Below are 24,599 nucleotides of genomic sequence, written 5' to 3'. Positions count from 1 at the left end.
ACCGGTATGCGCACGCGACCGGCTCAGGCACTGATAGGCGGAGAATAGAATGCGTTCAGGGGCATCGGTACCGCTCACGCTGACCGATTCGGGCCACGGCATCCGCGCCTTCGCGCGCCGGCAGGTCGGGCGTCTGGTCGGCGCCGGCCTTTTTGCCGCCGTCGCTTTCGGCATCGCCAGCCTCGCCACCTGGAACGTCGCCGATCCGAGCTTCAGCCATGCCGTCGACAACCCAGTCACCAACGCGATGGGCTATGCCGGGGCGGTCTTCTCCGACCTCGCCATGCAGTTCTTCGGCCTGTCGGCGGTCGCCGCCCTCGTGCCGGCGGTCGCCTGGGGCTTCTTCCTGTTCACCGCGCGCGGCGTCGACAAGCTGCCGAAGCGCGGGCTTGCCTGGTTCGGCTTCGCCTTGCTGGCCGCTTCCATCGTCGGCTGCGTCGCGCCGCCGCCGACATGGCCGCTGCCGACCGGCCTCGGCGGCGTCTTCGGCGACATGGTGCTGAAAATTCCCGGCGCCTTCGCCGGCGGCTATCCCACAGGCCTGCTCGCCGGCGTGCTTGCCGTCGTCTTCGCCGTCCCGGCGCTGTGGCTGTTCGTCTACGGCTCGGCGCTGATTGCGCGCCGCAACGGCTTCGCCGTGATGGAGGATGAGCCGGCCCGGCCCGAACCGGCCGATACCGACCAGATCCTGTTCGGGGAGGAAGACGACGACGACAACGAGGGCATTCTGGCGCTCGGCGCCATCACCCACTGGTGGCTGTCCTTCCGCGCCTTCCTGCACCGCCGCGCCGCGCAGCGCCGCAGCCGGCAGGACGAGTTCGGCTTCGAAGAAGAGGCCCCTCAGCCCTCCAGCAGCGCCTGGCGTCGCGCCGCCGAGCGCGTCGAGGTAGCGGAAATGGAAGAGGTGCGGCTGAGCCAGGCCGGCCGCGCCCGCGTCGAGCCGGAATTCTTCGCCTCCATGGTCGGCGGCCGCGCGCCCGCGCTCGATCCCGCCGATACCGATTTCTACGACGAGGGCGAGGACGAGGACATCAACGATTTCGCGCCGGAGCCCGCCGCGCATGCGCCGCAGGCGCCGGCCACCGAGGTGCGCGCCTTCCGCTCCGACGCCGCCACCCGCGTCGAGACGCCGGCGCCGCGCCCGCAGCCGGGCGTGCGCGCCCATCGCGAGGCGCAGACCTCGATGCTCGCCAGCGGCCATTTCGAGATGCCGTCACTGCATTTCCTGTCGGAGCCGAAGAACGTCGTGCGCGACGCCTCGCTGTCGAAGGAGGCGCTGGAGCAGAACGCCCGCCTGCTGGAAGGCGTGCTGGAGGATTTCGGCGTCAAGGGCGAGATCATTGCGGTCCGCCCCGGCCCCGTCGTCACCCTCTACGAACTGGAGCCGGCGCCGGGCATCAAGTCGAGCCGCGTCATCGGCCTGGCCGACGACATCGCCCGCTCGATGAGTGCCATCGCCGCGCGCGTCGCCGTCGTGCCCGGCCGCAACGCCATCGGCATCGAGCTGCCCAACGCCAAGCGCGAGATGGTGTACCTGCGCGAGATCCTGGCCAGCCGCGATTTCGAGCAGACCAAGGCGAAGCTCGCGCTGGCGCTCGGCAAGACGATCAATGGCGAGGCCGTCATCGTCGACATCGCCAAGATGCCGCACGTGCTGGTCGCCGGCACCACCGGCTCGGGCAAGTCGGTCGCCATCAACACCATGATCCTGTCGCTGCTCTACCGGCTGAAGCCCGAGGAATGCCGCCTCATCATGATCGACCCGAAGATGCTGGAACTGTCGGTCTACGACGGCATCCCGCATCTTCTGACCCCCGTCGTCACCGACCCGAAGAAGGCCGTCGTCGCGCTCAAATGGACCGTGCGCGAGATGGAGGACCGCTACCGCAAGATGTCCAAGGTCGGCGTGCGCAACATCGACGGCTTCAACCAGCGCGTCGCGCAGGCCGAGAAGAAGGGCGAGCAGATCCAGCGCACCGTGCAGACCGGCTTCGATCGCCAGACCGGCGAGGCGATCTACGAGACGGAGAACCTCGATCTCGAGCCGATGCCCTACATCGTCGTCATCATCGACGAGATGGCCGACCTGATGATGGTCGCCGGCAAGGATATCGAAGGTGCGGTGCAGCGTCTCGCCCAGATGGCGCGCGCCGCCGGCATCCATGTCATCATGGCGACGCAGCGTCCGTCGGTGGACGTCATCACCGGTACCATCAAGGCCAACTTCCCCACCCGCATCTCCTTCCAGGTGACGTCGAAGATCGATTCGCGCACCATCCTGGGCGAGCAGGGCGCCGAACAGCTGCTCGGCATGGGCGACATGCTCTACATGGCCGGCGGCGGCCGCATCCAGCGTGTCCACGGTCCGTTCGTCTCCGACGACGAGGTGGAAAAGATCGTCCAGCACCTGAAACTGCAGGGTGTGCCGGAATATCTCGACGCCATCACCGAGGACGACGAGGCAGAAGACGACGACGCGCCTTCGGGCAAGAGCGGCTCCGGCGGCGGCAATTTCGACGAGTCCGACGATCCCTACGACCAGGCGGTGGCGGTGGTGCTGCGCGACGGCAAGGCCTCGACCAGCTACATCCAGCGCCGGCTCGGCATCGGCTACAACAAGGCCGCCTCGATCATCGAGCGGATGGAGAAGGAAGGCGTCGTCGGCCCGGCCAACCACGCCGGCAAGCGCGAGATCCTCGTGCCGACCGAGGACGACAAGTTCTGATCGACCCGCAGGGAACCCGAAGCCGCGGCAACGTGTTTCTTCAGGCGCCAAACTTCAGCCCAACTGGGGGACCAGACACTGTCGCACAGCAAATAAGGACGTGAGAGCCATGACCACAGATCGCCTTGCCCGGACAAGCACGTTCGCCCCGACGCGCCGGCACCTGCTCGGCCTTGGCCTCGCGCTCGCCGGTACGGCCGCGCTCAACCTCGCCCCCGGCCTGCGGCTGCTCCGGCCGGCCGAGGCCGCCGCGCCGGACGTGGCACAGAAGATCGCCGACCATTTCTCCGCCGTGAAGACGATGACCGGCGAGTTCGTCCAGTTCGGCCCCAAGGGCGAGCAGACGGGCGGCAAGTTCTTCCTCGAGCGGCCGGGCAAGATCCGCTTCAACTATGACGGCGCCTCCGATTTCCGCGTCATCTCCGACGGCCAGTCGGTGGTCATCCTCAACAAGAAGCTCAGGACCTCCGATCTCTACCCGCTGTCCAAGACGCCGCTCAAGCTCCTGCTCGACGACCGCATCGACCTCTCCGGCGGCAAGGTGACGGGCATCAAGCAGGAAGACGACCTGACCACCATCCAGCTTGCCGACAAGCAGGTGTTCGGCAATTCGAAGATCACCATGATGTTCGATCCGAAGACCTACGAACTGCGCCAGTGGACCATCACCGACGCACAGGGCAAGGACACCACGGTGATGATCTTCAACACCAGGGAAGGCGTCAATTTCGCCGCCGACACCTTCAAGATCGACTACACGGCCAACCGTGAGCTGAACGCGAAGAAGAGCAACCGTTGACCATCGCGTAACGCCTGTGGAAATCAGCCGGCAACCGGCCGGCGGGCGGCGGACGACTTGTCTTTGAACGCAACGGCTGGCAGGGTTCGCCGTCTTTTTCTCACGCCTGCCTCAGCCGAATGCCCTTCACCCTCGCCACCTGGAACATCAACTCCGTTCGCCTGCGCATGCCTCTTGTCGAGCGGCTGCTTGCCGAGCGGGCGCCGGACGTGCTGTGCCTGCAGGAAACCAAGTGCCCGGACGACCTGTTCCCGTTCGACGCCTTCCGTGGCCTCGGCTACCAGCACATCGCGATCTTCGGCCAGAAGGGCTATCACGGCGTCGCCACAGTTTCGCGCCGCCCGCTGGAGGTGGTGGAGAAGCGCCGCTTCTGCGGCATCGAGGACAGCCGCCACCTGTCGGTGCGCGTATCGGCGGGCGGCCGGTCGATCCTTTTGCATAATTTCTACGTTCCGGCCGGCGGCGACGAGCCGGACCCCGAGATCAACTGGAAGTTCAGGCACAAGCTCGATTTCGTCGCCGAGATGAACGCGGTTCGTGCCGAACAGGACGACTTTTCCTCCTCGATCCTCGTCGGCGACCTCAACATCGCGCCGCTCGAACACGATGTCTGGTCGCACAAGCAGTTGCTCAAAATCGTCTCCCACACCCCGGTCGAGACGGAGAGCTTCGAGGCCATGCGCAAGGCCGGCGAATGGGTCGACCTGATGCGGCTCAACGTGCCTTACGAGCAGAAACTCTATACGTGGTGGAGCTACCGGGCGCAGGACTGGCAGGCCTCCGACCGCGGCCGCCGGCTCGACCATGTCTGGTCATCGGCCAATCTGGTGCCGCCCTTTGCCGGCTACGAGATCCTGCGCGAGGCACGCGGCTGGGAGCGGCCTTCCGACCATGTGCCGGTCATCGCGCGCTTCGACCTGGATTGACGGGACCGCCGCGCGCCTCACTCGGCGAAGCGCGGCGCCACCTGTTCGATGCGCTCGATCAGCGCCTGCAATTCGTCGGCGATGCGCTGGTGGAGCTGGACGGCGATATCGGGATATTCCTCGAGGATGCGGCGGAACATCTTGCGGTTCAGCCGCAGGATTTCGGAATCGACCGCCGCCGAGGCGCTGGTGAGCCGTCTCGTGTCGGCGATCAGCGCCAGTTCGCCGAGGATGGAGCCCGCTTCGGCGAAGCCGATGGGCACATGCGCGCCATCCGCCTCGCGATAGAACACGATGCGGCCGGCGACCACGACATAGGCCGAATCGGCCTCGTCGTCCTCGCGGTAGAGCTTGCGCTCGGCCGGCAGCGCCGTCGTCTCCGCGCCGAAGGCAAGCAGGCGCAACTGCTCGGGCGTGAAGCCCTCGAACAGCCCCACGCGCGAGAGGATGCGAACGTCGTCATCCAGCGCCATTTGCGATCATGTCCCCGGCCGTCAGGCCATTCCCTCCTCGCGCGCCCCCGCCGATTCGGCATTTGACCAGCAAGCTGGTTAACAATGTAGCGCCTTCCCGTGCCAGGCGCTCATTCTCAGGGAACCAGTTTGTAGCCGCCGCTTTCTGTCACAAGAATTTCAGCATTGGAAGGATCGCGCTCGATCTTCTGGCGTAGGCGGTAGACATGCGTTTCCAGCGTGTGGGTGGTGACGCCGGAATTGTAGCCCCAGACCTCCTCCAGAAGCACGTCGCGCGTCACCACCTTCTGCTCGGCGCGGTAGAGGTACTTGATGATGGAGGCTTCCTTCTCGGTCAGCCGCACCTTGCCGCCGCGCTGGTCGATGAGCAGCTTCTGGCTCGGCTTGAAGGTGTAGGGGCCGATGGCGAAGGTGGCGTCCTCGCTCTGTTCGTGCTGGCGCAACTGCGCCCGGATGCGGGCGAGCAACACGGCGAAGCGGAACGGCTTCGTCACATAGTCGTTGGCGCCGGCCTCCAGCCCGAGGATGGTGTCGGAATCGGTGTCATGGCCGGTCAGCATGACGATGGGCGCCTTGTAGCCGCCCTTGCGCAACAGCTTCACCGCCTCGCGGCCGTCCATGTCGGGCAGGCCGACGTCCATGATGAGCAGGTCGACCATGCCGGCGCGAGCCGCAGTGATGCCCTTGGCCGCGGTCGTTTCCTGCTGGATGTCGAACTCCTCGTAGAGCGACAGCTGCTCGACCAGCGTCGAGCGCAGGTCATCGTCGTCGTCGACAATCAGGATGGTGCGTGAGGTCATGGATCAATCCGTTGTTTCGCAATAAAAAAACTGTCTTGCCGAGTGCCGGCGGGTTGACCGTCGCCCGTTTATGCGGAAGCTGACCGCAACAACAGGCGTTCACAGTGATTTGTTCCGTGAAACGATCATACCCGAAAAACGGCGCAAGCAAGATCGGCAGTGGAAAATCACCTGCCGCGCTCTCGGCCATCGTCGTGCGCCCCCGTCCGGGGCATCCGACGCAGGGGCTCATGAAGGCAGGGCAACTGGTCATTCCCTGCGCGCTGGGGCGTGGCGGCATCGTGGCGAACAAGCGCGAGGGCGATGGCGGCACGCCGCTGGCGGCGATGCGCATCCTGTCGGGCTATTTTCGCGGCGACCGGTTCGCCGGCGCGCGCCGCACGCGGCTCGAAATGCGGCCGATCGGCGCCGCTCTCGGCTGGTGCGATATGCCGGACGACCGCAACTACAACCGGCCGGTCAAAATCCCGTATCGCTCCGGTCACGAGCGCATGAAGCGCGACGACCGGCTCTACGACGCCTGCCTGGTGCTGGACTGGAACATTTCGCCGCGCCGGCGCGGGCGCGGCAGCGCCATCTTCTTCCATCTGGCGCGGCCGGGTTTCACGCCGACCGAGGGCTGCGTGGCGGTGAGCCCGCGCGCCATGGCGCGGCTTCTGCCGCATCTCGGCGCCGGCACGGTGCTCAAGGTGGTGCGTTAGAGCGTTTCCAGCAAAAGCGTGAAACGGTTTTGCGTCCGGAAAATACAGCTAAAACAAAGAGATAGAGCGGCCCTGCCGATTCTGTTAAAATCAGAACCGCTCTGAAGATCAGCGCCGGCCCGGTATCCAGCCGCGCTCCGAGAGTCCGAGGCTGACGGTCGCCTCGTGCGAGGGGCGCGGCACGCTGCGCGGATCGATGCCGATATCCTCGAGCAGGCTGTCGCTCAGCCCCTCGATCTCCTGGATCGGCACAGCGGGGACGTTTCCGGCGGCGGGGCGGCGATCGACGAGACTGTCGAGCAGCTTTTTCCAGAGGGGGACCGGACGGGTCAGGATATAGCTGGTCATGGCCTTGTTCCTTTCATGGCCCGACATCAAGCCTGGCTTTTTGTTTCTGCGATGAGTGAACAATGACCCATTGAAGCAAAAGAGAGAAACGAGTAGTTCTTATCAGATCATCAAATATTCCTTGAAGGATGAGATGCACCCGATACCCGGAACACGCGCGCTGAGGACGCTGGAGGCGGCGGGCCGCCACCTCAATTTTACCCGCGCGGCGGACGAACTCGGGCTGACGCCGGCGGCGGTCAGCTACCAGATCAAGGAAATCGAGGACCAGCTCGGCCTGGTCCTGTTCACCCGCACCAGCCGCTCGATCCGGCCGACCAAGGCCGGCGAGCTCGTGCTGGAGGCCTCTGCCGAGGCGCTCGACGTTCTCGGTCGCGCGGTGGCGCGGGCGCGCAGGATGGAGCGCGGCGCGAGCCAGCTCAAGGTCAGCGCCGACGCCCAGTTCGCCGCCAAATGGCTGATGCGGCGGGTCGACTCCTTCCGCGAGGCCCATCCCGACATCGAACTGCGCTTCGATGTCTCGTCCGACCTGCGCGACTTCGAGCAGGACGACGTCGATGTCGCCGTGCGTTTCGGCGCCGGCAAATATGCCGGCCTCGCCGCCCACCGGCTGTTCGACGACGTGCTCGGCCCCGTATGCAGCCCGACACTGCTGCGCTCGGGACCGCCGATCAGCGAGCCGCGCGACCTGCTGAACTACACGCTGGCGCATATCGAGTGGTCGCGCCAGGGCATCACCTGGCCGAATTGGCCGATGTGGATGGCGGCCGCCGGCATCGACGATTTCGACGACAGCCGCACCGTGGTTTTCGGCACGTCTTCCGAACTGTTGCAGGCGGCGCTCGAAGGCAGCGCCGTCGTGCTGGCCGAGTCCGCGATGGTCGCCGGCGACCTTGCGGAAGGCCGGCTGGTGCAGCCGCTCGAACTCAGCCTCAGGCTCGCGCCGGAATTCGCCTATTTCCTCGTCTATCCGCAGGGCGCAGCGGACGATCCGCGCATCGCCGCCTTCCGCGAGTGGATTCTGGCGGAAGCGGCGAAGACGCAGGCCTGACCGGCGGCTGCCGTCAGCCGAAGCGCCACACCGTCGTGCGCTTCACCTCGGCGTCTTCCAGCGCGCGGGTGACCGGCACTTCGTAGACGGCGAGCTTTTCGAGCCCGGTTTTCGGCAGGTAGGCGCGGCCGGGATCGCCGATCAGGATTTCGGCGCCGCGCGCATAGAGCGCTGAAAACCACGGCAGCAGGCGCTCGGCGAAGGGCTTGTCGTAGAAGACGTCGCCGGCCAGCACGACGTCCCAGCCGCCGTCGCGGCCGATCCAGTCCTCGTCCGAAAAATCGGCCGCCACGCCGTTTTGGGCCGCGTTCAGGCGGATCGCCGCTTCGCAGAAAGGGTCGATGTCGGCGGCAAGGATTTTGGCCGCGCCGGCCTTGGCGGCGGCGATGGCGACCAGTCCGGAACCGGAGGCGAAGTCGAGCACGTTTTTGCCCGACACCGTGCCGGGATGATCGAGCACGTAGCGCGCCAGCCCCTGCCCGCCGGCCCAGGCGAAGGCCCAGAATGGCGGCGGCAGGCCGATCGCGGCCAGCTCTTCCTCGGTGCGACGCCACAGATCGTGCGCCTCGTCGGCAAGGTGCAGGCAGATTTCCGGCACATGCGGCGGTGCCGTCAGCGCGGTGTTGGCAACGATGAAAGCGTCACGGGAGGCGGTCATGGGGGCGTCCATGAGAATCACACACGAGATTCGCCCCCCTCTCCGTCGCGCTTCGCGCGCCACCTCTCCCCCGTTCCGGGTGGAGAGGATACGCCGGCCTCAGGCTTGGCACCCATCCTCTCCCCTCACGAAGTGGGGGAGAGGTGGATCGGGCGTAGCCCGAGACGAAGAGGGGGTAATGCGTGCTATGCGACAGTCATGCCCTCAAGGGGGGAGGACTACGTCTGCGCGCTTCACCGCCGTCCGGCCGGGGGCCCGCTGCTTCGCAGCTCCCCCGCGTTCGAAGCTTTCCGTCGTGCCACCGGCACGACGGATCGCCTTCGGCGACCAGCTTCTCACCCGATGGATTTTTCCAGCGCGCCGGCCCAGTTCTTCCAGGCGATCTTCTCGATCAGCTCGCGCCCGTAGCCGTGTCGGGCGAAGGCGTCGATCAGTTTCGGCAGGCCGGAAACGTCGCCGATCGGCGCCGGGATCATCGCGCCGTCGAAGTCGGACCCCAGGCCGACATGGTCTTCGCCCAGCGCCGCCAGCAGCGCATCGACATGGCGCACCATGAGGTCGAGGCTCGTATCGGCGTTCATGGTGCCGTCCTCGCGCAGGAAGCCGGTGGCGTAGTTCAGCCCCACCATGCCGCCGCTGTCGCGGATGGCGCCGAGCTGCCAGTCAGTCAGGTTGCGCGAATGCGGGCAGATGGCGTGCACGTTGGAGTGGGTGGCGACCAGCGGCGCGTCGGAGAGCTTCGCCACATCGCGAAAACCCTTCTCGTTGAGATGCGACAGGTCGATCTGGATTTTCAGCCGATTGCATTCCTTGACCAGCGCCTTGCCGGCGTCACTCAGGCCGTCGCCGATGTCGGGCGAGGAGGGGAAGCGGAACGGCACGCCGTGGCCGAAGATGTTCGGCCGGCTCCAGACGATGCCCAGCGAGCGCAGGCCGGCGGCATGCAGCACCTCCAGCATGGAAAGGTCGGCGCCGATCGCTTCCGCGCCCTCGATGTGGAAGACGGCGGCGAGCACGCCCCTGGCGACGGCGGCGCGCACCTCGGCGGCGTTGCGGCAGACCGTCAGCGCGCCGGCGCGCTCCAGCTTGAACAGGATCGAAGCCATGCCGATGGTGGAATCGATCGCCGTCGCGCGCGGCAGTTGCGGCGGCAGCGGCTCGTCATGGCTCAGCATGTCGCCGCTTCGGCGCTTCTCCGGCGAAGGCGGGAAGATGGCGAACATGCCGCCAGCGAAGCCGCCCTTGCGGGCGCGCGGCAGGTCGATGTGCCAGTCGGCGGGAGACCCGTCGATGAACAGCTTCTCCTTGTCGGCCTCCTTGGCCTTGTAGAGCTTGAGCAACGTGTCGTTGTGGCCGTCGAAGACGGGGACGAGGGTCTGGTCGGTCATGGTCGGCTTTCGGCTTGGCTGGGACGCCTGCGGCGGCCCGATTGCAGGATGCGGGGCTAGGTTAGGCGGGAGAAAGGCTGCATGCAAAGGCCAGATGGCATGCCGCGCTTGTGACTGGCCCGTCCGGATTCGCCCGGGCGGCCAGGACCGCTGCCTACGACATGCGGTCGAGCTTGCGCTGCATGGCGGCGATCTGTTCCTTCAGTTCCTGCAGGTCGTCGGATTTCTCCGGCGCCTCCGTGCCTTCCGCCCCGTCTTTCCTTGCAGGTTCCGGCGCGCCGGCGGCCGGCGCCACGCTTCCCGCGGCCGGGAAGGGCGTGAACATGCGCATGGCGTTCTGGAACATCTCCATGTTGCGGCGCGTCTGCTCCTCGATCGCCTTCATCGGCGTCGTGAGTTTCATCATGTCCATCGGCGACTTCATCTGCTCGCGGAAGCGTTCCTGCTCCTTCGAAAAGGCGATCATCGACTGTTCGAGGAAGCTCGGCACGATCATCTGCATCTGGTCGCCATAGAAGGCAATGAGCTGGCGCAGGAACGGGATCGGCAGCATGTTCTGCCCGTCCTTGTTCTCCAGCTCGAAGATGATCTGGGTCAGCACCGGATGGGTGATGTCCTCGCCCGTCTTGGCGTCCTGCACGGAAAAGTCCTCGCCGCGCTTGACCATCTCGGCGAGGTCCTCGAGCGTGACGTAGGTACTTGTGCCCGTATTGTAGAGGCGCCGGTTGGCGTATTTCTTGATCACCACCGGTTCGTCTTTTGCCGCCATACCATCCTCCCCGGATTTCGGCGCGTAAGCAGCCGGCGACGAATTGAACTAAGGTCGAGGATAGACGCAAAACCGGCGTGAATCCAAGACCTTTGTGCGGTGCGGGAGCGCGCAAGCCGGCAAAATGCTGCGCAGCAATCGCCCCGTTGTGCGATGCAAGGGCCGAAGCGGCCGATTTCCGGTTTGACTCGAAGGCGTGAAAGGTCAAGAAAAGTCGTCAGGATAGCCAACGTTCCCGGAGCCTGGAGATAAAAATGCCCGCTTCCAATGCCATCGTCGTGGCCAGCGCCGCCCGCACCGCGGTCGGTTCGTTCAACGGAGCCTTCGCGGCCACCCCTGCCCATGAGCTGGGAGCGGCGGTCATCCGCGAGCTGTTGGCGCGGGCCGGCGTCGAGGCGGGCGAGGTCAACGAGGTCATCCTCGGCCAGGTGCTGACGGCGGCGCAGGGCCAGAACCCGGCGCGCCAGGCTTCCATCAATGCCGGCCTGCCGAAGGAGACGACCGCCTGGGGCCTCAACCAGGTCTGCGGCTCGGGCCTGCGGGCGATTGCGCTCGGCATGCAGCAGATCGCCACCGGCGACGCCAAGATCGTCATCGCCGGCGGCCAGGAATCCATGTCGCTGTCGCCGCACGCCGAGCACCTGCGCGCCGGCGTCAAGATGGGCGACTACAAGATGATCGACACCATGATCAAGGACGGCCTGTGGGACGCCTTCAACGGCTACCACATGGGCACCACCGCCGAGAACGTCGCCAAGCAGTACCAGATCACCCGCGACGACCAGGACAAGTTCGCGCTGGCCTCGCAGAACAAGGCGGAAGCCGCGCAGAAGGCCGGCAGGTTCAAGGACGAGATCGTTGCCTTCACCGTCAAGGGCCGCAAGGGCGACACCGTCGTCGACCAGGACGAATACATCCGCCACGGCGCCACCATCGACGCCATGCAGAAGCTGAAGCCGGCCTTCGAGAAGGACGGCACGGTGACTGCCGGCAATGCGTCGGGCATCAACGACGGCGCCGCCGGCGCGCTTCTGATGACCGAGGCCGAAGCGGTGCGGCGCGGCCTCACCCCGCTGGTGCGCATCGCCTCCTGGGCGACCGCCGGCGTCGATCCGGCGATTATGGGCACCGGCCCGATCCCGGCCTCGCGCAAGGCGCTGGAAAAGGCCGGCTGGGCGGTCGGCGACCTCGATCTCGTCGAGGCCAACGAAGCCTTCGCCGCGCAGGCGTGCGCCGTCAACAAGGACATGGGTTGGGACCCCTCGATCGTCAACGTCAACGGCGGGGCGATCGCCATCGGCCATCCGATCGGCGCTTCCGGTGCCCGCATCTTCAACACGCTCGTCCACGAGATGAAGCGCCGCGGCGCCAAAAAAGGCCTGGCGACGCTGTGCATCGGCGGCGGCATGGGCGTGGCGATGTGCGTGGAAGCGATGAACTGAGGCAGTAGGGCAGTAGGGGAATAGGGCAGTAGGAAGAAGCCGGAAACGGCCACCGAACTGTCTGACATCCCTACTGCCTTACCGCCCTATTGCCCTACTGCCTTTTTCACTGGGAGGACCTTCATGACCAAAGTCGCACTCGTCACCGGCGGATCGCGCGGCATCGGCGCCGCCATTTCCATCGCGCTGAAAAATGCCGGCTATGCGGTGGCGGCGAACTACGCCGGCAACGACGAGGCGGCCAAAAAATTCACCGCGGAGACGGGCATCAAGACCTACAAATGGTCGGTCGCCGACTACGAAGCCTGTGCCGCCGGCATCAAACAGGTCGAGGCGGACCTAGGCCCGGTGGCCGTGCTGGTCAACAATGCCGGCATCACCCGCGACGCCATGTTCCACAAGATGACGCCGCAGCAGTGGAGCGAGGTGATCGGCACCAACCTTTCCGGCGTCTTCAACATGACCCATCCCGTGTGGGGCGGCATGCGCGACAGGAAGTTCGGCCGCGTCATCACCATTTCCTCCATCAACGGCCAGAAGGGGCAGGCCGGCCAGGCGAACTATTCGGCGGCCAAGGCCGGCGACATCGGCTTTTCCAAGGCGCTGGCTCAGGAAGGGGCTCGCGCGGGTATCACCGTCAACGTCATCTGCCCCGGCTACATCGCCACCGAAATGGTCAAGGCCATCGACGAGAAGGTTCTGGCCGAGCGCATCATCCCGCAGATCCCGGTCGGCCGCCTCGGCGAACCGGAGGAAATCGCCCGCTGCGTGGTGTTCCTGGCCTCCGAGGAGGCCGGCTTCATCACCGGCTCCACCATCTCGGCCAACGGCGGCCAATACTTCGCCTGAACCGACGGAAAGTCGGTTAAGAAACGGGTCGCTCCGGCGGCCCGTTTTTCGTTTCCGCTGTGCCGATACGGCACGCGAACGTTAACGCCGGCGGTGGAGATCGCGCCGCCACCGTTCTCCAAGCTGTGAATCCTCGGTGGACGGCCTGTGGACAACACAAGATGTTGAGGTGAACGAAACGGGAATATCGTTCCATCTCTGATTCGTCGCCGATTCGTTCCGGCTTTGGTCGAAGCGTTAACGACGGCAGGCTTTCCGGCCTCGGCTTCCGTTAATTCCCGTTAGGAAAAATCAACGAATCCATAATCTTACTTGGCGACCCGCACTTGTCTCCGGGTCGCCGGTGGAAGCACGCCGGCAAAGGTTAACGCCGACAGCGGATTCCGGCCGGCCGCCCGTTCCATCGATTCAGCATGTGGTACGGACCACTTTGCCGCGCCCCACATCTAGCCGTGAACGAAGCATGAATCTGCCTGAGTCAGCGATTCGTCGCTGATTCGTTCCAGACTCGTTCCATCTGTTAACTCCGACGCATAGAGAGGCCGTTTCGAAGGTCGTTTTGCACCGCCTGTTGAACATTGCGCTTTCACCCGCCGCAGCGAATGCCTATGTGTCGCCTGTCACGGCTGTCCGCCCCGCACGACCATGAGGCGATCCCCCGAACCGATGAACATTCGCCCGCAATCCACCGAGCCGCTGATCCTGTCGGGACGCGACGTCACCGCCGTGCTCGGCCCCACCAACACCGGCAAGACGCATCTCGCCATCGAGCGCATGGTGGCGCACGAGAGCGGCGTCATCGGCCTGCCGCTGAGGCTTTTGGCTCGCGAGGTCTATGCGCGGCTCTGCGAGAAGGTCGGCGCCAACAAGGTCTCGCTGGTCACGGGCGAGGAGAAGATCCAGCCGGCCGGCGCGAAATATTCGGTCTGCACCGTCGAGGCGATGCCGCGCGAGACGGACGCCGCTTTCGTGGCAATAGACGAGGTGCAGCTTGCCGGCGACCTGGAACGCGGCCACATCTTCACCGACCGCATCCTGCACCTGCGCGGCCGGCAGGAGACGCTGCTGCTGGGTGCCGCCACCATGCACGGCATCCTGCAAAAGCTGTTGAAGGGCGTTTCGGTGGTGACCAGGCCGCGCCTGTCGCATCTCGCCTATGCCGGTTCGAAGAAGCTGACCCGCCTGCCGCGCCGCACGGCCATCGTCGCCTTCTCCGCCGACGAGGTCTATGCCATCGCCGAACTGATCCGCCGCCAGCAGGGCGGTGCCGCCGTGGTGCTGGGCGCGCTGTCGCCTCGCACGCGCAACGCCCAGGTGGCGCTCTACCAGTCCGGCGACGTCGACTATCTGGTCGCCACCGACGCCATCGGCATGGGGCTGAATCTCGACGTCGACCACGTCGCCTTCGCCCAGAACCGCAAGTTCGACGGCTATCAGTACCGCCAGCTCACCGCCGCCGAGCTCGGCCAGATCGCCGGCCGCGCCGGCCGCCACATGCGCGACGGCACCTTCGGCGTCACCGGACGGGTCGATCCGTTCGACGAGGACCTCGTCCAGAAGCTCGAGGCGCACGATTTCGAGCCGGTAAAAGTGCTGCAATGGCGCACCGCGCGGTTCGACTTTTCCTCGCTCGACGCGCTTATGCGCTCGATCGAGACCAACGCGCCGGTCGAAGGCCTGGCGCGGGCGCTGCCGGCGGTGGACGCGCAGGCGCTCGACTTCCTGTCGAAGGACGGCGAGATCCGCGCGCTGGCGACGAACCCGAAACGGGTCGAGCTCCTGTGGGAAGCCTGCGCCCTGCCCGACTACCGCCGCATCGCGCCGGCCCAGCACGCTGACCTCATCGCTTCCATCTACATGGACCTTGCCCGGCATGGTCATGTCGACGAGAATTACATGGCCGAGCAGGTGCGCCGCGCCGACACCACCGAAGGCGACATCGACACGCTGTCGCATCGCATCGCCCAGATCAGGACATGGACCTTCGTGTCGAACCGCCCCGGCTGGCTTGCCGATCCGACACACTGGCAGGAAAAGACCCGGGAAATCGAAGACAGATTGTCGGATGCGCTGCATGAGCGCTTGACGAAACGCTTTGTCGACCGCAGGACTTCCGTCCTCATGCGGCGCCTTAGAGAAAACACCATGCTTGATGCCGAAATCAATCCGAACGGAACGGTCCTCGTCGAGGGCCACCATGTCGGTGAACTCCAGGGGTTCCGCTTCACCGCCGACGCCAGCGCCGGTGGCGAGGACGCCAAGGCGGTGAAGACGGCGGCGCAGAAGGCGCTCAGCGCCGAATTCGAGGCGCGCGCCGAGCGTTTCGCCGCTTCCGGCAACGGCGACATCGCGCTCGCCTCTGACGGCACGCTGCGCTGGATCGGCGCGCCCATCGGCACGCTTGTCGCCGGCGAGGACGTCTTGAAGCCGCGCGTCATCCTTTTGGCCGACGAGCAGCTCGAAGGGGCCGCCCGCGACAAGGTGCAGGCCCGCGCCGAGCGCTTCGTCAATTTTCAGGTTGAGAGCCTGCTGAAGCCGCTGGCCGACCTGAAGACCGCCGAGCAGTTGACCGGCATCGCCCGCGGCATTGCCTTCCGTCTGGTCGAGAGCCTCGGCCTGATCAACCGCCGCGAGATCGCCGAGGACATCCGCTCGCTCGACCAGGAGGGGCGCGCAGCACTTCGCCGGCTCGGCGTGCGCTTCGGCGCCTACCACGTCTTCATCCCGGCGCTGATCAAGCCGGCGCCGGCCGGGCTGGTGACGCTTTTGTGGGCGCTCGGCAACGACGGCAAGGACAAGCTCGGCTTCGGCGACGTCGTCCATGCGCTCGCATCGGGGCGCACCTCGATGGTGGTCAACCAGTCTTTCGACAAGGATTTCTATCGGCTCGCCGGTTATCGCAACCTCGGCCGCCGCGCCGTCCGCGTCGATATCCTCGAACGCCTCGCCGACCTGATCCGTCCGGCCACCATGTGGAAGCCCGGCACCGGCCCGCGTCCCGACGGCGCCTATGACGGCCAGGCCTTCGTCGTCACGCCGCCGATGATGTCGATCCTCGGTGCCACCGCCGATGACATGGAAGAGATCCTGAAGGGCCTCGGCTACCGCGCCGAGCCGAAGCCGGCCGAAGAGGTCAAGGCCAAGCTCGAAGCCATCGACGCCGCCGCACAGGCGGCCGCTGAGGCGAAAGCGGCGGCGGATGCGGCCAAAGCGGCTGAAGCTGCTGCGGCTGAAACGACGGAAGCGTCGGTATCAGCGGAAGTTTCGGCGGACTCAGCCGTGCAAACCGATGAGGCCGCCGAAGACGGCGCCGTCCTATCCTCCCCCCTTGAGGGGGAGGTGCCCCCGCAGGGGGCGGAGGGGGTCGGTGCGGAAGTGCTCGACGTTCCTTCTGCGGAATCTGCGGAGATTTCTGATCAGACGTTGCACAATGAGGATGTCGGAGCGGTTGAGGTGACCCCTCCCGGCCCTTCGGGCCACCCTCCCCTCGAGGGGAAGGGGGACGACACAGCGGCCACCGCCGTCGAGGCGAAGGATACCGCTACGGCTGACGAGACTGCACCTGCCGAAACGCAGCAGGCCGAAACCGCCGAGGCGGAAGCGCCCAAGCCGATCCTCTTGTGGCGGCAGCAGCGCTTCGACCGGCCGCGCGGCGGCCAGCGGCATGACCATCGCGGCCGCGGCGGTCCACGGCATGGCCGCCCGGGCGACGCGCAGGGTGGCGATCAGCAGCCCGGCGAAAAGCAGGGCGGATGGAAGAGAGGCCGCGGCAGGCCGCAGGACGGACAGGGCGAGCAGGGCGAACGCCGCCACGGATGGCCGCAGGGCGAGCGGCCCGATCATCGTCGCGACGGCCGGCCGGACCGCAAGGGCAAGCCCGACAACCGCCGCCATGACAGGGCAGCGGGCGGCAAGGACGGCGGACCGGGCGGCAAGCCGGCCTTCCAGCAAAAGCCGCGCGAGGAACGCCCCGCCCGCTTCGATCCGGATTCGCCCTTCGCCAAGCTCGCCGCCCTGCGCGACCAGTTGAAGAAGTAGATGCCGGCAGCCGCCTCATCGGCCGACGCGGCCGGTCTTTGACGGCATGGTCGCCGAGGGTCGCCAGCGCATCGACAAATGGCTGTTCTTCGCCCGTGCGGTGAAATCGCGCTCATTGGCGGCCAAGCTGGTCGTCGCCGGGCGCGTGCGCGTCAATCGCGACAAAGCGGCGCAGGCTTCCGACACGGTCAAGGCCGGCGATGTGCTCACCATCACGCTCGACCGGCGCATCCTCGTCTGGAAGGTGCTGGCGCCCGGCGTCCGGCGCGGCCCCGCCGAGGAGGCGCGCACCCTCTACGAGGACATGTCGCCGGCGCCCGCCGCGCACGATCCCACCCTGCCGGACGCGGTCGCGCCGGTGCGGCAGGCGGGCAGCGGTCGCCCGACCAAGAGAGAGCGCCGGCAGACCGACCGTCTCATGGGAGACGAATGACCGCTTCTCCCCGGCGGAGCGGTCCGGCACGCTTTTCGCGATCCCGTGCGGGAGGTCCCAGCGCGGTTCTGGCGCAAAAACCATTCGCGGCTGGGCCGCGCCTGCGACGAGACACGGCCTTGCAAGGCGCCGGCAAAGACGTTACCTCACCGCCGAAAACATTGAAAAGACGGCGTTCCGGAGCCGACCCATGACCTATGTCGTGACCGACAACTGCATCAAGTGCAAGTACATGGACTGCGTCGAGGTCTGTCCGGTCGATTGCTTCTACGAAGGCGAGAACATGCTCGTCATCCATCCCGACGAGTGCATCGACTGCGGCGTGTGCGAGCCGGAATGCCCGGCAGACGCGATCAAGCCCGACACCGACGGCGGCCTCGACAAATGGCTCCAGGTCAACGCCGAATACGCCGACAAGTGGCCGAACATCGCCACCAAGAAGGACGCGCCGGCGGACGCCAAGCAGTTCGACGGCGAGGAAGGCAAGTTCGAGAAATACTTTTCGCCCGAGCCCGGCGGCGGCGACTGACCGGGCGCCGTTCAGGCGCCGAACTGACGCTACGTCACCCCGGCGGCGGGCCGGTCGTTTTGTCGACGATCCGCCCGTCCGCTCTTCGCGCATGCAGCAAATTCTTGATTCTTCCGACTTTTTGTGCTACCTATAGCCAACATGCCGGTGACACACGTCGATTGATGGCGCCAACGCCTAATCACTGAAAGGTGGGTTTCAGAGTCCGGGCCAGAGTGATCTGGGTCAGGCCGTTGCCTTGCAACATGCCGGCCCCGTCTTCCCGGAACACACCTGTCATGCGGCAAAGGCCGGAACGAAACCGGCCCGCTTGAGTTCAGTCGGCAGCCCCGCCGGCGCCACAACAAGGAGTTCAGGGCGTAATGGCAACAGCAACCCCGCAGAAGAAGTCCGCAGCATCGGCCGTCCGCCACGGCTTCAAGACCGGCGAGTTCATCGTCTACCCCGCCCACGGCGTCGGCCAGATCGTCTCCATCGACGAGCAGGAAGTGGCGGGCATGAAGCTGGAACTGTTCGTCATCGACTTCCAAAAGGACAAGATGCGCCTCAAGGTGCCGGTCGCCAAGGCGACCTCCATCGGCATGCGCAAGCTTTCCGAGACCGATTACGTCGACCGCGCGCTGAAGGTCGTGCAGGGCCGCGCCCGTGTCAAGCGCACCATGTGGTCGCGCCGCGCGCAGGAATACGATGCCAAGATCAATTCCGGCGACCTGATCTCCATCTCGGAAGTCGTGCGTGACCTCTACCGCGCCGACAACCAGCCGGAGCAGTCCTACTCCGAGCGCCAGCTCTACGAAGCCGCGCTCGACCGCATGGCGCGCGAGATCGCAGCCGTCAACCGCATGTCGGAGACCGAGGCCGTGCGCCTCATCGAGGTCAACCTGAACAAGGGTCCCAAGCGCGGCGCCAAGGCCGACAACGAGGAAACCGAGCAGGAAGAAGCCGCGTAAAGGTTTCCTGTCCGCAGCGAATTTGAAAGACCCGGCCGAAGCGCCGGGTCTTTTGCTTTTGGGGATTGAGGAATGGCGTGGCATTGACGAAGCGCGCCGACGCTGCCCTCCCCCTTGAGGGGAACGCTGGCGCCGGGGCACCGTTGCGGAACAACCGCGGATCGCGGCATGGTGGAAACCGACACAGCGAGCACGGCGAGAACATCATGACCTCCCTGAAAGACCTGAAAAAGCATCTGCGCATGGAAGCGCTCGGCCGCCGCGATGCGCTCGATCCGGCCTGGCGCATCGAAGCCTCGCTCGCCATGGCCGAGCATGCGCCGGCGATCGACCTCAGCCACGGCCCGGTGGTTTCCGGCTTCCTGCCGATCCGCTCGGAGGTCGACCTGCGCCCGCTGATGGCGGCACTTGCCGACCGGGGGGCGCGACTCTGCCTGCCTGTCGTGCTCGACCGCGAGACCATCGTCTTTCGCGAACTGGTGCACGGCGTCGAAATGGTGTCGACCGGCTTCGGCACCTCCGGGCCGGGACCGGAGGCGGCCGTGCTCGATCCCGACGTCATGCTGGTGCCGCTGGCCGCCTTCGACCGGCGCGGCCACCGGCTGGGCTACGGCGCCGGCCATTACGACCGCGCCATCGCGCGTCTGCACGACAAGGGCCGCAAGCCGCATCTTGTCGGCATCGCCTTCGACTGCCAGGAGGTCGAGCGCGTACCGGACGAGCCGCACGACGTCATGCTCGCCGAAATGCTGACGGAGAGCGGGTTGCGAAGCTTCCCCTCCGCTGGCTAAAAGGAAGGTGGGATGCGGCTCCTATGCCAAGCGGCGGCGAGGTCGCGAGGCTTGGCTTCAGAGTGACGGCATGAGACTTCTTTTCCTCGGCGACATGGTGGGCAAGACGGGCCGAACGGCGGTGTGGGAGCAATTGCCCGGCCTGATCTCGGATTTCCGGCTCGATTTCGTCATCGTCAACGGCGAGAACGCCGCCGGCGGCTTCGGCATCACCGAGGAGATATTCCGCGCCACGCTGGACGCTGGCGCCGACGTGGTGACGACCGGCAACCATGTCTGGGATCAGCGCGAGGCGCTGACCTTCGCGCCGCGCGAGGAGCGCTTCCTGCGGCCTGCCAATTTCCCGAAAGGCACGCCGGGGCGCGGCTCGGGCGTCTACCTGGCCAAGAACGGCGCGCGCGTGCTGGTCGCCAACGTCATGGGCCGCGTCTTCATGCACCCGGAACTCGACGATCCCTTCCATGCCGGCGAACGCGAACTCGCCGCCTGCCCGCTCGGCGAGCAGGCCGACGCCGTGGTCATCGATTTCCACGCCGAGGCGACCAGCGAGAAGATGTGCTTCGCCCATTTCGTCGACGGCCGCGCTTCGCTTGTCGTCGGCACGCACACGCACCAGCCGACCGCCGACCACCAGATCCTCAACGGCGGCACGGCCTATATTTCCGATGCCGGCATGTGCGGCGATTACGATTCCTCGCTCGGCATGGACAAGGAGGAACCGCTGAACCGCTTCCTCTCGAAGGTGCCGAAGGGACGCTTCGAGGCCGCCAACGGGCCGGCGACGCTGTGCGGCGTCGGTGTCGACATTTCCGACCGCACGGGACTGGCCGACCGCATCGCACCCTTCCGCCGCGGGCCGCGGCTGGAAGAAACTGCGCCGGCCTTCTGGTCGTGAACTTGAAGTTTTCCGGCGGCGTACCTAATTGCCGGCAACCAAAGCCTGTCTGACGCCGCCACCTCCTGACCGGGACGACGCCATTGCCGCTAATCGATTTCCTCGGCCCCTATTTCGCCTTCGTCCATGATCCCACCGCATGGGCCGCGCTGCTGACGCTGGTGGTGCTGGAGATCGTGCTCGGCATCGACAACCTGATCTTCATCTCCATCCTCACCAACAAGCTGCCGAAGGAGCAGCAGGTGCCGGCGCGGCGCCTCGGCATCTCGGCGGCGCTCGTCATGCGGCTGATCCTTTTGGCGACGATCTCGATCATCGTCCAGCTCACCACGCCGGTCTTCACCGCCTTCGGCCACGGCTTCTCGTGGCGCGACATGATCCTCGTCGCCGGCGGCCTCTTTCTCGTCTGGAAGGCGACCAAGGAAATCCACCACACCGTCGATCCGGCCGAGCATGACGATCCGTCGCTGGCCAAGACGCTTCAGCTTTCGCTTGCCGGGGCGATCGCCCAGATCCTGCTGCTCGACCTCGTCTTCTCGATCGATTCTATCATCACGGCGGTCGGCATGACCGACGAGATCGCCATCATGTACATCGCCGTCATCGTCGCGGTGTCGGTGATGATGCTGGCGGCGACGCCGCTCGCCAACTTCATCGAGAGGAACCCGACCATCGTCATGCTGGCGCTGGGCTTCCTGCTGATGATCGGCATGACGCTGATCGCCGACGGTTTCGGCTACCATGTGCCGAAGGGCTACATCTACGCCGCCATGGGCTTTTCGGCGCTGGTCGAGGGACTCAACATGCTGGCGCGCAACCGCAAGGCCAAACGCGGCGGGCACTGAAAGCCGGGACTGCCGTCAGCGAGGCTTCCACCCCTCGACCAGCATGTCGGGGTGACGATCCTCGACAAGCCGCAGCTTGAGGCCATGCTCCAGCCAGGCCTTGGCCCCTGCGACGACGAGCGAGAAGCCATCGGTGCTATCGACCAGTTGCTGCACCTGCTTGTCGGGCTCTCCGGTAAAGCCGTGGTTGCGGATATCGACGAAGGTCGCGCCGCCGGCCCGTGGCACGAACAGCCATTCGACGATGCTGGCATGTTCGGTGCCGGCATCCCAGTCGATTACGATCCTGTGGCCTGGCACCAACTCCTTGACGTCGACCGTGGAGGAGACTCCATACATGCCCCAGGTCCAGATCACCTGGCGACCGGCATCCAGCCGGTCGCTGCCGGCGGAGAACCAGAATTTCGAGGTGATGGCGGGATCGACGAAGGCCTCGTAGCAATCTGGCGGCGGCCGGCGGATCAGCATGGCGGCACGGGCGACGAGTGGCTGCGTGACTTCCATTTTCTCCTCCGATCTTTCCAATTCAGGGCAGATTGATCTGCCACGACACGCCAAAGCGGTCGTTCACCCAGGCGAAGCGGCGGCTGAAGCCGTAATTGTCGAGCGGCATGAGGGCTCCGCCGCCTTCGCCCAGTGTCGCGACGAGCCGCTCCTGCTCGGCCTCGGACGCGCAGTCGACGAACAGCGAAAGCGCCGGCGTGAAGGTGAAGGCGTGGTGGACCGGACTGTCGAAGGCCATGACCTTCAGCCCGGCGATCTCGGCGCGCGCCATGCTGACGCTGCCTTCCTTGCCCGGCCCTTTCGCATCGTAGCGCTGCAGGTCGAGGATACGGCTGCCGGGAACGGTCTCGCAATAGAAGGTCAGCGCCTCCTCGGCCCTGCCTTCGAACATCAGGAACGGTATCGCCGTCGTCATGCTCTTCCTCCCTCAGATCGGGTCCGAAATTCTCAGAGATTGTCCGGGGTCGCCTTCTCGCCCTTCATCTCCGAGCGGTAGTAGCCCTCGCGCAAATTGATGCCGTATTCGACATAGGCCTTCATGCAGGACAGCATCTGCGACCAGCCCTCGCAGTTCATGTAGGAGTTCCTGCGGCCGCTCTCGTCCTCGTGCCAGCCGGTTTCGGCGATGGTTACGAAGGTGCCGCCGTCGTCGAGCGCCTCGAAATTCATCTCGATGCGGGTCTTGTAGGCCGGCTTGGCATCATGAGCGTCCCAGCGCAGCACGATGCGCTTTTGCGGCACGACCTCGTCGACCTCGACCGGCACCTCGCCCCACCATGTCACCGTCGTGCCGGCGACCAGCGGCGCGCTGGCGCCCTTGATGGTGGTGAAGTAGCCGGAAAGCTTCGTCGGGTTGACGACGGCGTCGAACACTTCCGCGGCCGGCCTGCCGATGCGGCCGGAAACCCTGATCCCGATGGACATATCCACAGCCTCCTTGCTTGATCACGACGATCTTATGTTATAAAAATATAACATGTCAAGTGAAGCGCAGGACGACCGCATTTTCAAGGCCTTGGCGCATCCGCGCCGGCGCCTGATGCTGGACGAGCTGAAGGACGGGCCGAGGACCACCGGCGCGCTGTGCGAGACGTTTTCCGACATGGACCGCTGCACGGTCATGCAGCATCTCAAGGTGCTGGAGGAAGCGGGACTGGTGGTGGCCAGGCGCGAGGGGCGCGAGCGCTGGAACCATCTCGACGCATTGCCGATCAAGCGCATCCACGACCGCTGGATCGGCGAATACGCAACGCATGCCATGAGCATCCTCGACCGGCTGAAGGCCGATATGGAAGCCTGACCGGCAGGCGTCTCCAGCGGCGAAGCGCGATGGCGGCTGCACTTGCGTAACGGCCGCGACTGGACGTTTTGAGCCGATTTATTTATAAGCCCGTCATTCCCAGCATCGGATCGCATGAAGAATCCGCTGCCCAACCAACATACCAGGCTGTTTTATCTGCGCCCTCGCGGACGCTCGGCGGCTTGGTAGCCGCGAACAGACCATAGGGGTTTCATGGCCGGCCATTCACAGTTCAAGAACATCATGCACCGCAAGGGTCGCCAGGACGCCATGCGGTCGAAGCTTTTCTCCAAGCTGGCGCGCGAGATCACCGTCGCCGCCAAGCTCGGCTCCCCCGACCCGGCGATGAACCCGCGTCTCAGGCTCGCCGTGCAGGCGGCCAAGGCCGAATCCATGCCGAAGGACAACATCCAGCGCGCCATCAACAAGGCTTCTGGCGGCGACGCCGAGAACTACGAGGAAGTGCGCTACGAGGGCTACGGCCCCGGCGGTGTGGCGCTGATCGTCGAGGTGCTGACCGACAACCGCAACCGCTCCGCTTCCAACGTGCGCGCCGCCTTCACCAAGGCCGGCGGGGCGCTGGGCGAAACCGGTTCGGTATCCTTCATGTGGGACCGCGTCGGCGAGATCTATTACCCGGCCTCGGCCGGCGATGCCGACAAGGTGATGGAAGCAGCGATCGAGGCGGGCGCGGACGACGTCGAGAGCGACGAGGAAGGCCACACCATCTATTGCGCCTTCGACGCCATCGGCGATGCCTCCAAGGCGCTGGAAGCGGCACTCGGCGAAGCCGAGACCGTGAAGGCGATCTGGAAGCCGCAGAACAACGTGCCCGTCGACGAGGAACGCGCGCAGTCGCTGATGAAACTGGTCGCCACGCTGGAAGACGACGACGACGTGCAGAACGTCTACGCCAACTTCGAAGTGGACGAGGCGACGCTGGCCAAGCTCAGCGCCGCCTGAGGCTTTCCGTGGCCGAAGACAAGCCGCGTATCGTCATCACCTACTGCACGCAGTGCCAATGGCTGCTGCGTGCCGGCTGGATGGCTCAGGAACTCTTGTCCACCTTCGGCGCCGACCTCGGCGAGGTGGCGCTGGTGCCCGGCACCGGCGGCATCTTCACGGTCGAATGCAACGGCGAGCTGATCTGGGAGCGCAAGCGCGACGGCGGCTTTCCCGATGCCGCCGAACTGAAGCGGCGCGTGCGCGACCGTGTCTGGCCCGAGCGGGAGCTGGGGCATTCGGAGAAAAAGGGCTGAGGTGCGGTAAGCGCGGCTGTTCGCTACTCAACTTATCACGCGAGCGGAAGCGCAGTCGCATAAGGCGCATGGCCCCCTCTCCGTCGCCGCTTCGCGGCGCCACCTCTCCCCCACCCTGTAGGGGAG

Annotated in this window: 26 protein-coding genes; 17 read left to right on the top strand and 9 right to left on the bottom strand. The window is 65.8% G+C overall.

Features of this window, described 5'->3' with window-relative positions:
• Positions 1 to 49 precede the first annotated feature (49 nt).
• The 3 genes from E6C48_RS10095 (at position 50) to E6C48_RS10085 (ending at position 4,450) form a co-directional block, all read left to right on the top strand.
• Positions 50 to 2,725, top strand: coding sequence for a DNA translocase FtsK (locus E6C48_RS10095; RefSeq protein WP_136356732.1), 2,676 nt, complete (start codon positions 50 to 52; stop codon positions 2,723 to 2,725).
• Between the two features lie 109 nt (positions 2,726 to 2,834).
• Entirely contained in the window at positions 2,835 to 3,524 is a 690-nt protein-coding gene (locus E6C48_RS10090) for an outer-membrane lipoprotein carrier protein LolA (protein ID WP_136356730.1), read from the top strand.
• Between the two features lie 119 nt (positions 3,525 to 3,643).
• Complete coding sequence (locus tag E6C48_RS10085; protein WP_136356728.1) at positions 3,644 to 4,450, top strand: exodeoxyribonuclease III; 807 nt, start codon at positions 3,644 to 3,646, stop codon at positions 4,448 to 4,450.
• A gap of 17 nt (positions 4,451 to 4,467) precedes the next feature.
• Here E6C48_RS10085 and E6C48_RS10080 read toward each other — a convergent pair whose 3' ends face one another.
• Together E6C48_RS10080 and E6C48_RS10075 are read right to left on the bottom strand one after the other, a co-directional pair.
• Entirely contained in the window at positions 4,468 to 4,923 is a 456-nt protein-coding gene (locus tag E6C48_RS10080; RefSeq protein WP_136356726.1) for a Crp/Fnr family transcriptional regulator, read from the bottom strand.
• Positions 4,924 to 5,039: 116 nt separating this feature from the next.
• On the bottom strand, positions 5,040 to 5,723 hold the full coding sequence (locus tag E6C48_RS10075) for a response regulator transcription factor (protein WP_136356724.1): 684 nt from the start codon (positions 5,721 to 5,723) through the stop codon (positions 5,040 to 5,042).
• Positions 5,724 to 5,827: 104 nt separating this feature from the next.
• On the opposite strand from E6C48_RS10075, the gene E6C48_RS10070 reads away from it, so the two are divergent.
• Positions 5,828 to 6,424, top strand: coding sequence for a L,D-transpeptidase family protein (locus E6C48_RS10070; protein WP_407940970.1), 597 nt, complete (start codon positions 5,828 to 5,830; stop codon positions 6,422 to 6,424).
• 108 nt (positions 6,425 to 6,532) lie between these two features.
• On the opposite strand, the gene E6C48_RS10065 is transcribed toward E6C48_RS10070, so the two are convergent.
• Positions 6,533 to 6,772: a hypothetical protein gene (locus tag E6C48_RS10065; protein ID WP_136356722.1), complete on the bottom strand. Its 240-nt coding sequence runs from the start codon at positions 6,770 to 6,772 to the stop codon at positions 6,533 to 6,535.
• Positions 6,773 to 6,905: 133 nt separating this feature from the next.
• Here E6C48_RS10065 and gcvA point away from each other — a divergent pair, with 133 nt between their 5' ends.
• Entirely contained in the window at positions 6,906 to 7,823 is a 918-nt protein-coding gene (gcvA, locus tag E6C48_RS10060) for a transcriptional regulator GcvA (protein WP_136356720.1), read from the top strand.
• A 13-nt stretch (positions 7,824 to 7,836) separates the two neighbouring features.
• Here gcvA and E6C48_RS10055 read toward each other — a convergent pair whose 3' ends face one another.
• The 3 genes from E6C48_RS10055 to phaR form a co-directional block, all read right to left on the bottom strand.
• Positions 7,837 to 8,481, bottom strand: a complete 645-nt coding sequence (locus E6C48_RS10055) for a class I SAM-dependent methyltransferase (RefSeq protein ID WP_230978721.1) — start codon at positions 8,479 to 8,481, stop codon at positions 7,837 to 7,839.
• Positions 8,482 to 8,816: 335 nt separating this feature from the next.
• Positions 8,817 to 9,869 carry a dipeptidase gene (locus E6C48_RS10050; protein ID WP_136356715.1) on the bottom strand — a complete coding sequence of 351 codons (1,053 nt, stop codon included), beginning with the start codon at positions 9,867 to 9,869 and terminating at the stop codon, positions 8,817 to 8,819.
• A gap of 154 nt (positions 9,870 to 10,023) precedes the next feature.
• The gene (phaR, locus tag E6C48_RS10045; protein ID WP_136356713.1) at positions 10,024 to 10,638 is read right to left on the bottom strand and encodes a polyhydroxyalkanoate synthesis repressor PhaR; all 615 of its coding nucleotides are present in this window, start codon (positions 10,636 to 10,638) and stop codon (positions 10,024 to 10,026) included.
• Between the two features lie 254 nt (positions 10,639 to 10,892).
• On the opposite strand from phaR, the gene E6C48_RS10040 reads away from it, so the two are divergent.
• The 9 genes from E6C48_RS10040 (at position 10,893) to E6C48_RS10000 (ending at position 21,410) form a co-directional block, all read left to right on the top strand.
• Complete coding sequence (locus E6C48_RS10040; RefSeq protein WP_136356711.1) at positions 10,893 to 12,080, top strand: acetyl-CoA C-acetyltransferase; 1,188 nt, start codon at positions 10,893 to 10,895, stop codon at positions 12,078 to 12,080.
• 123 nt (positions 12,081 to 12,203) lie between these two features.
• On the top strand, positions 12,204 to 12,929 hold the full coding sequence (phbB, locus tag E6C48_RS10035) for an acetoacetyl-CoA reductase (RefSeq protein WP_136356709.1): 726 nt from the start codon (positions 12,204 to 12,206) through the stop codon (positions 12,927 to 12,929).
• A gap of 666 nt (positions 12,930 to 13,595) precedes the next feature.
• Positions 13,596 to 16,967: a helicase-related protein gene (locus E6C48_RS10030; protein WP_136356707.1), complete on the top strand. Its 3,372-nt coding sequence runs from the start codon at positions 13,596 to 13,598 to the stop codon at positions 16,965 to 16,967.
• Between the two features lie 46 nt (positions 16,968 to 17,013).
• Positions 17,014 to 17,400 (top strand): RNA-binding S4 domain-containing protein, encoded by a 387-nt coding sequence (locus E6C48_RS10025; RefSeq protein ID WP_136356705.1) that lies wholly within the window; start codon positions 17,014 to 17,016, stop codon positions 17,398 to 17,400.
• Positions 17,401 to 17,590: 190 nt separating this feature from the next.
• Complete coding sequence (gene fdxA, locus E6C48_RS10020) at positions 17,591 to 17,929, top strand: ferredoxin FdxA (protein ID WP_136356703.1); 339 nt, start codon at positions 17,591 to 17,593, stop codon at positions 17,927 to 17,929.
• Between the two features lie 362 nt (positions 17,930 to 18,291).
• Positions 18,292 to 18,879, top strand: a complete 588-nt coding sequence (locus tag E6C48_RS10015; protein ID WP_136356701.1) for a CarD family transcriptional regulator — start codon at positions 18,292 to 18,294, stop codon at positions 18,877 to 18,879.
• Between the two features lie 206 nt (positions 18,880 to 19,085).
• Positions 19,086 to 19,670, top strand: coding sequence for a 5-formyltetrahydrofolate cyclo-ligase (locus E6C48_RS10010; RefSeq protein WP_136356699.1), 585 nt, complete (start codon positions 19,086 to 19,088; stop codon positions 19,668 to 19,670).
• Positions 19,671 to 19,740: 70 nt separating this feature from the next.
• On the top strand, positions 19,741 to 20,565 hold the full coding sequence (locus E6C48_RS10005; RefSeq protein WP_136356697.1) for a TIGR00282 family metallophosphoesterase: 825 nt from the start codon (positions 19,741 to 19,743) through the stop codon (positions 20,563 to 20,565).
• A 92-nt stretch (positions 20,566 to 20,657) separates the two neighbouring features.
• Positions 20,658 to 21,410 carry a TerC family protein gene (locus E6C48_RS10000; protein ID WP_206086474.1) on the top strand — a complete coding sequence of 251 codons (753 nt, stop codon included), beginning with the start codon at positions 20,658 to 20,660 and terminating at the stop codon, positions 21,408 to 21,410.
• Between the two features lie 15 nt (positions 21,411 to 21,425).
• Here the strand turns inward: E6C48_RS10000 and E6C48_RS09995 are convergent, their stop codons facing one another.
• The 3 genes from E6C48_RS09995 to E6C48_RS09985 are packed head-to-tail and all read right to left on the bottom strand — an operon-like array spanning position 21,426 to position 22,838.
• Positions 21,426 to 21,914: an SRPBCC family protein gene (locus E6C48_RS09995; RefSeq protein WP_136356693.1), complete on the bottom strand. Its 489-nt coding sequence runs from the start codon at positions 21,912 to 21,914 to the stop codon at positions 21,426 to 21,428.
• A 22-nt stretch (positions 21,915 to 21,936) separates the two neighbouring features.
• Complete coding sequence (locus E6C48_RS09990) at positions 21,937 to 22,329, bottom strand: VOC family protein (RefSeq protein ID WP_136356680.1); 393 nt, start codon at positions 22,327 to 22,329, stop codon at positions 21,937 to 21,939.
• Positions 22,330 to 22,361: 32 nt separating this feature from the next.
• Entirely contained in the window at positions 22,362 to 22,838 is a 477-nt protein-coding gene (locus tag E6C48_RS09985) for an SRPBCC domain-containing protein (RefSeq protein WP_136356678.1), read from the bottom strand.
• 52 nt (positions 22,839 to 22,890) lie between these two features.
• Between E6C48_RS09985 and E6C48_RS09980 the strand changes: the two genes are divergently transcribed.
• From E6C48_RS09980 to E6C48_RS09970, 3 genes are all read left to right on the top strand, one after another.
• Positions 22,891 to 23,214, top strand: coding sequence for an ArsR/SmtB family transcription factor (locus E6C48_RS09980; RefSeq protein WP_136356676.1), 324 nt, complete (start codon positions 22,891 to 22,893; stop codon positions 23,212 to 23,214).
• A 213-nt stretch (positions 23,215 to 23,427) separates the two neighbouring features.
• Positions 23,428 to 24,177: a YebC/PmpR family DNA-binding transcriptional regulator gene (locus tag E6C48_RS09975; RefSeq protein WP_136356674.1), complete on the top strand. Its 750-nt coding sequence runs from the start codon at positions 23,428 to 23,430 to the stop codon at positions 24,175 to 24,177.
• A gap of 8 nt (positions 24,178 to 24,185) precedes the next feature.
• On the top strand, positions 24,186 to 24,473 hold the full coding sequence (locus E6C48_RS09970) for a SelT/SelW/SelH family protein (protein WP_136356672.1): 288 nt from the start codon (positions 24,186 to 24,188) through the stop codon (positions 24,471 to 24,473).
• The last annotated feature ends 126 nt before the right edge of the window (positions 24,474 to 24,599 follow it).

This window comes from Ollibium composti (genome assembly GCF_004801285.1).
In the GTDB taxonomy this organism is placed as follows: Bacteria; Pseudomonadota; Alphaproteobacteria; order Rhizobiales; family Rhizobiaceae; genus Mesorhizobium; species Mesorhizobium composti.
This window is presented reverse-complemented; position numbering and strand designations above follow the sequence as displayed.

Coding starts and splice junctions, on each gene's coding strand:
- E6C48_RS10065 (WP_136356722.1), bottom strand. CDS start 6,772: ATGACCAGCTATATCCTGACCCGTCCGGTCCCCCTCTGGAAAAAGCTG.
- E6C48_RS10010 (WP_136356699.1), top strand. CDS start 19,086: ATGACCTCCCTGAAAGACCTGAAAAAGCATCTGCGCATGGAAGCGCTC.
- gcvA (WP_136356720.1), top strand. CDS start 6,906: ATGCACCCGATACCCGGAACACGCGCGCTGAGGACGCTGGAGGCGGCG.
- E6C48_RS10095 (WP_136356732.1), top strand. CDS start 50: ATGCGTTCAGGGGCATCGGTACCGCTCACGCTGACCGATTCGGGCCAC.
- E6C48_RS09975 (WP_136356674.1), top strand. CDS start 23,428: ATGGCCGGCCATTCACAGTTCAAGAACATCATGCACCGCAAGGGTCGC.
- E6C48_RS10090 (WP_136356730.1), top strand. CDS start 2,835: ATGACCACAGATCGCCTTGCCCGGACAAGCACGTTCGCCCCGACGCGC.
- E6C48_RS09985 (WP_136356678.1), bottom strand. CDS start 22,838: ATGTCCATCGGGATCAGGGTTTCCGGCCGCATCGGCAGGCCGGCCGCG.
- E6C48_RS10055 (WP_230978721.1), bottom strand. CDS start 8,481: ATGACCGCCTCCCGTGACGCTTTCATCGTTGCCAACACCGCGCTGACG.
- E6C48_RS10040 (WP_136356711.1), top strand. CDS start 10,893: ATGCCCGCTTCCAATGCCATCGTCGTGGCCAGCGCCGCCCGCACCGCG.
- E6C48_RS09995 (WP_136356693.1), bottom strand. CDS start 21,914: ATGGAAGTCACGCAGCCACTCGTCGCCCGTGCCGCCATGCTGATCCGC.
- E6C48_RS09980 (WP_136356676.1), top strand. CDS start 22,891: ATGTCAAGTGAAGCGCAGGACGACCGCATTTTCAAGGCCTTGGCGCAT.
- fdxA (WP_136356703.1), top strand. CDS start 17,591: ATGACCTATGTCGTGACCGACAACTGCATCAAGTGCAAGTACATGGAC.
- E6C48_RS10005 (WP_136356697.1), top strand. CDS start 19,741: ATGAGACTTCTTTTCCTCGGCGACATGGTGGGCAAGACGGGCCGAACG.
- E6C48_RS09990 (WP_136356680.1), bottom strand. CDS start 22,329: ATGACGACGGCGATACCGTTCCTGATGTTCGAAGGCAGGGCCGAGGAG.
- E6C48_RS10050 (WP_136356715.1), bottom strand. CDS start 9,869: ATGACCGACCAGACCCTCGTCCCCGTCTTCGACGGCCACAACGACACG.
- E6C48_RS10015 (WP_136356701.1), top strand. CDS start 18,292: ATGGCAACAGCAACCCCGCAGAAGAAGTCCGCAGCATCGGCCGTCCGC.
- E6C48_RS10075 (WP_136356724.1), bottom strand. CDS start 5,723: ATGACCTCACGCACCATCCTGATTGTCGACGACGACGATGACCTGCGC.
- E6C48_RS10030 (WP_136356707.1), top strand. CDS start 13,596: ATGAACATTCGCCCGCAATCCACCGAGCCGCTGATCCTGTCGGGACGC.
- E6C48_RS10080 (WP_136356726.1), bottom strand. CDS start 4,923: ATGGCGCTGGATGACGACGTTCGCATCCTCTCGCGCGTGGGGCTGTTC.
- E6C48_RS10085 (WP_136356728.1), top strand. CDS start 3,644: ATGCCCTTCACCCTCGCCACCTGGAACATCAACTCCGTTCGCCTGCGC.
- E6C48_RS10025 (WP_136356705.1), top strand. CDS start 17,014: ATGGTCGCCGAGGGTCGCCAGCGCATCGACAAATGGCTGTTCTTCGCC.
- phbB (WP_136356709.1), top strand. CDS start 12,204: ATGACCAAAGTCGCACTCGTCACCGGCGGATCGCGCGGCATCGGCGCC.
- phaR (WP_136356713.1), bottom strand. CDS start 10,638: ATGGCGGCAAAAGACGAACCGGTGGTGATCAAGAAATACGCCAACCGG.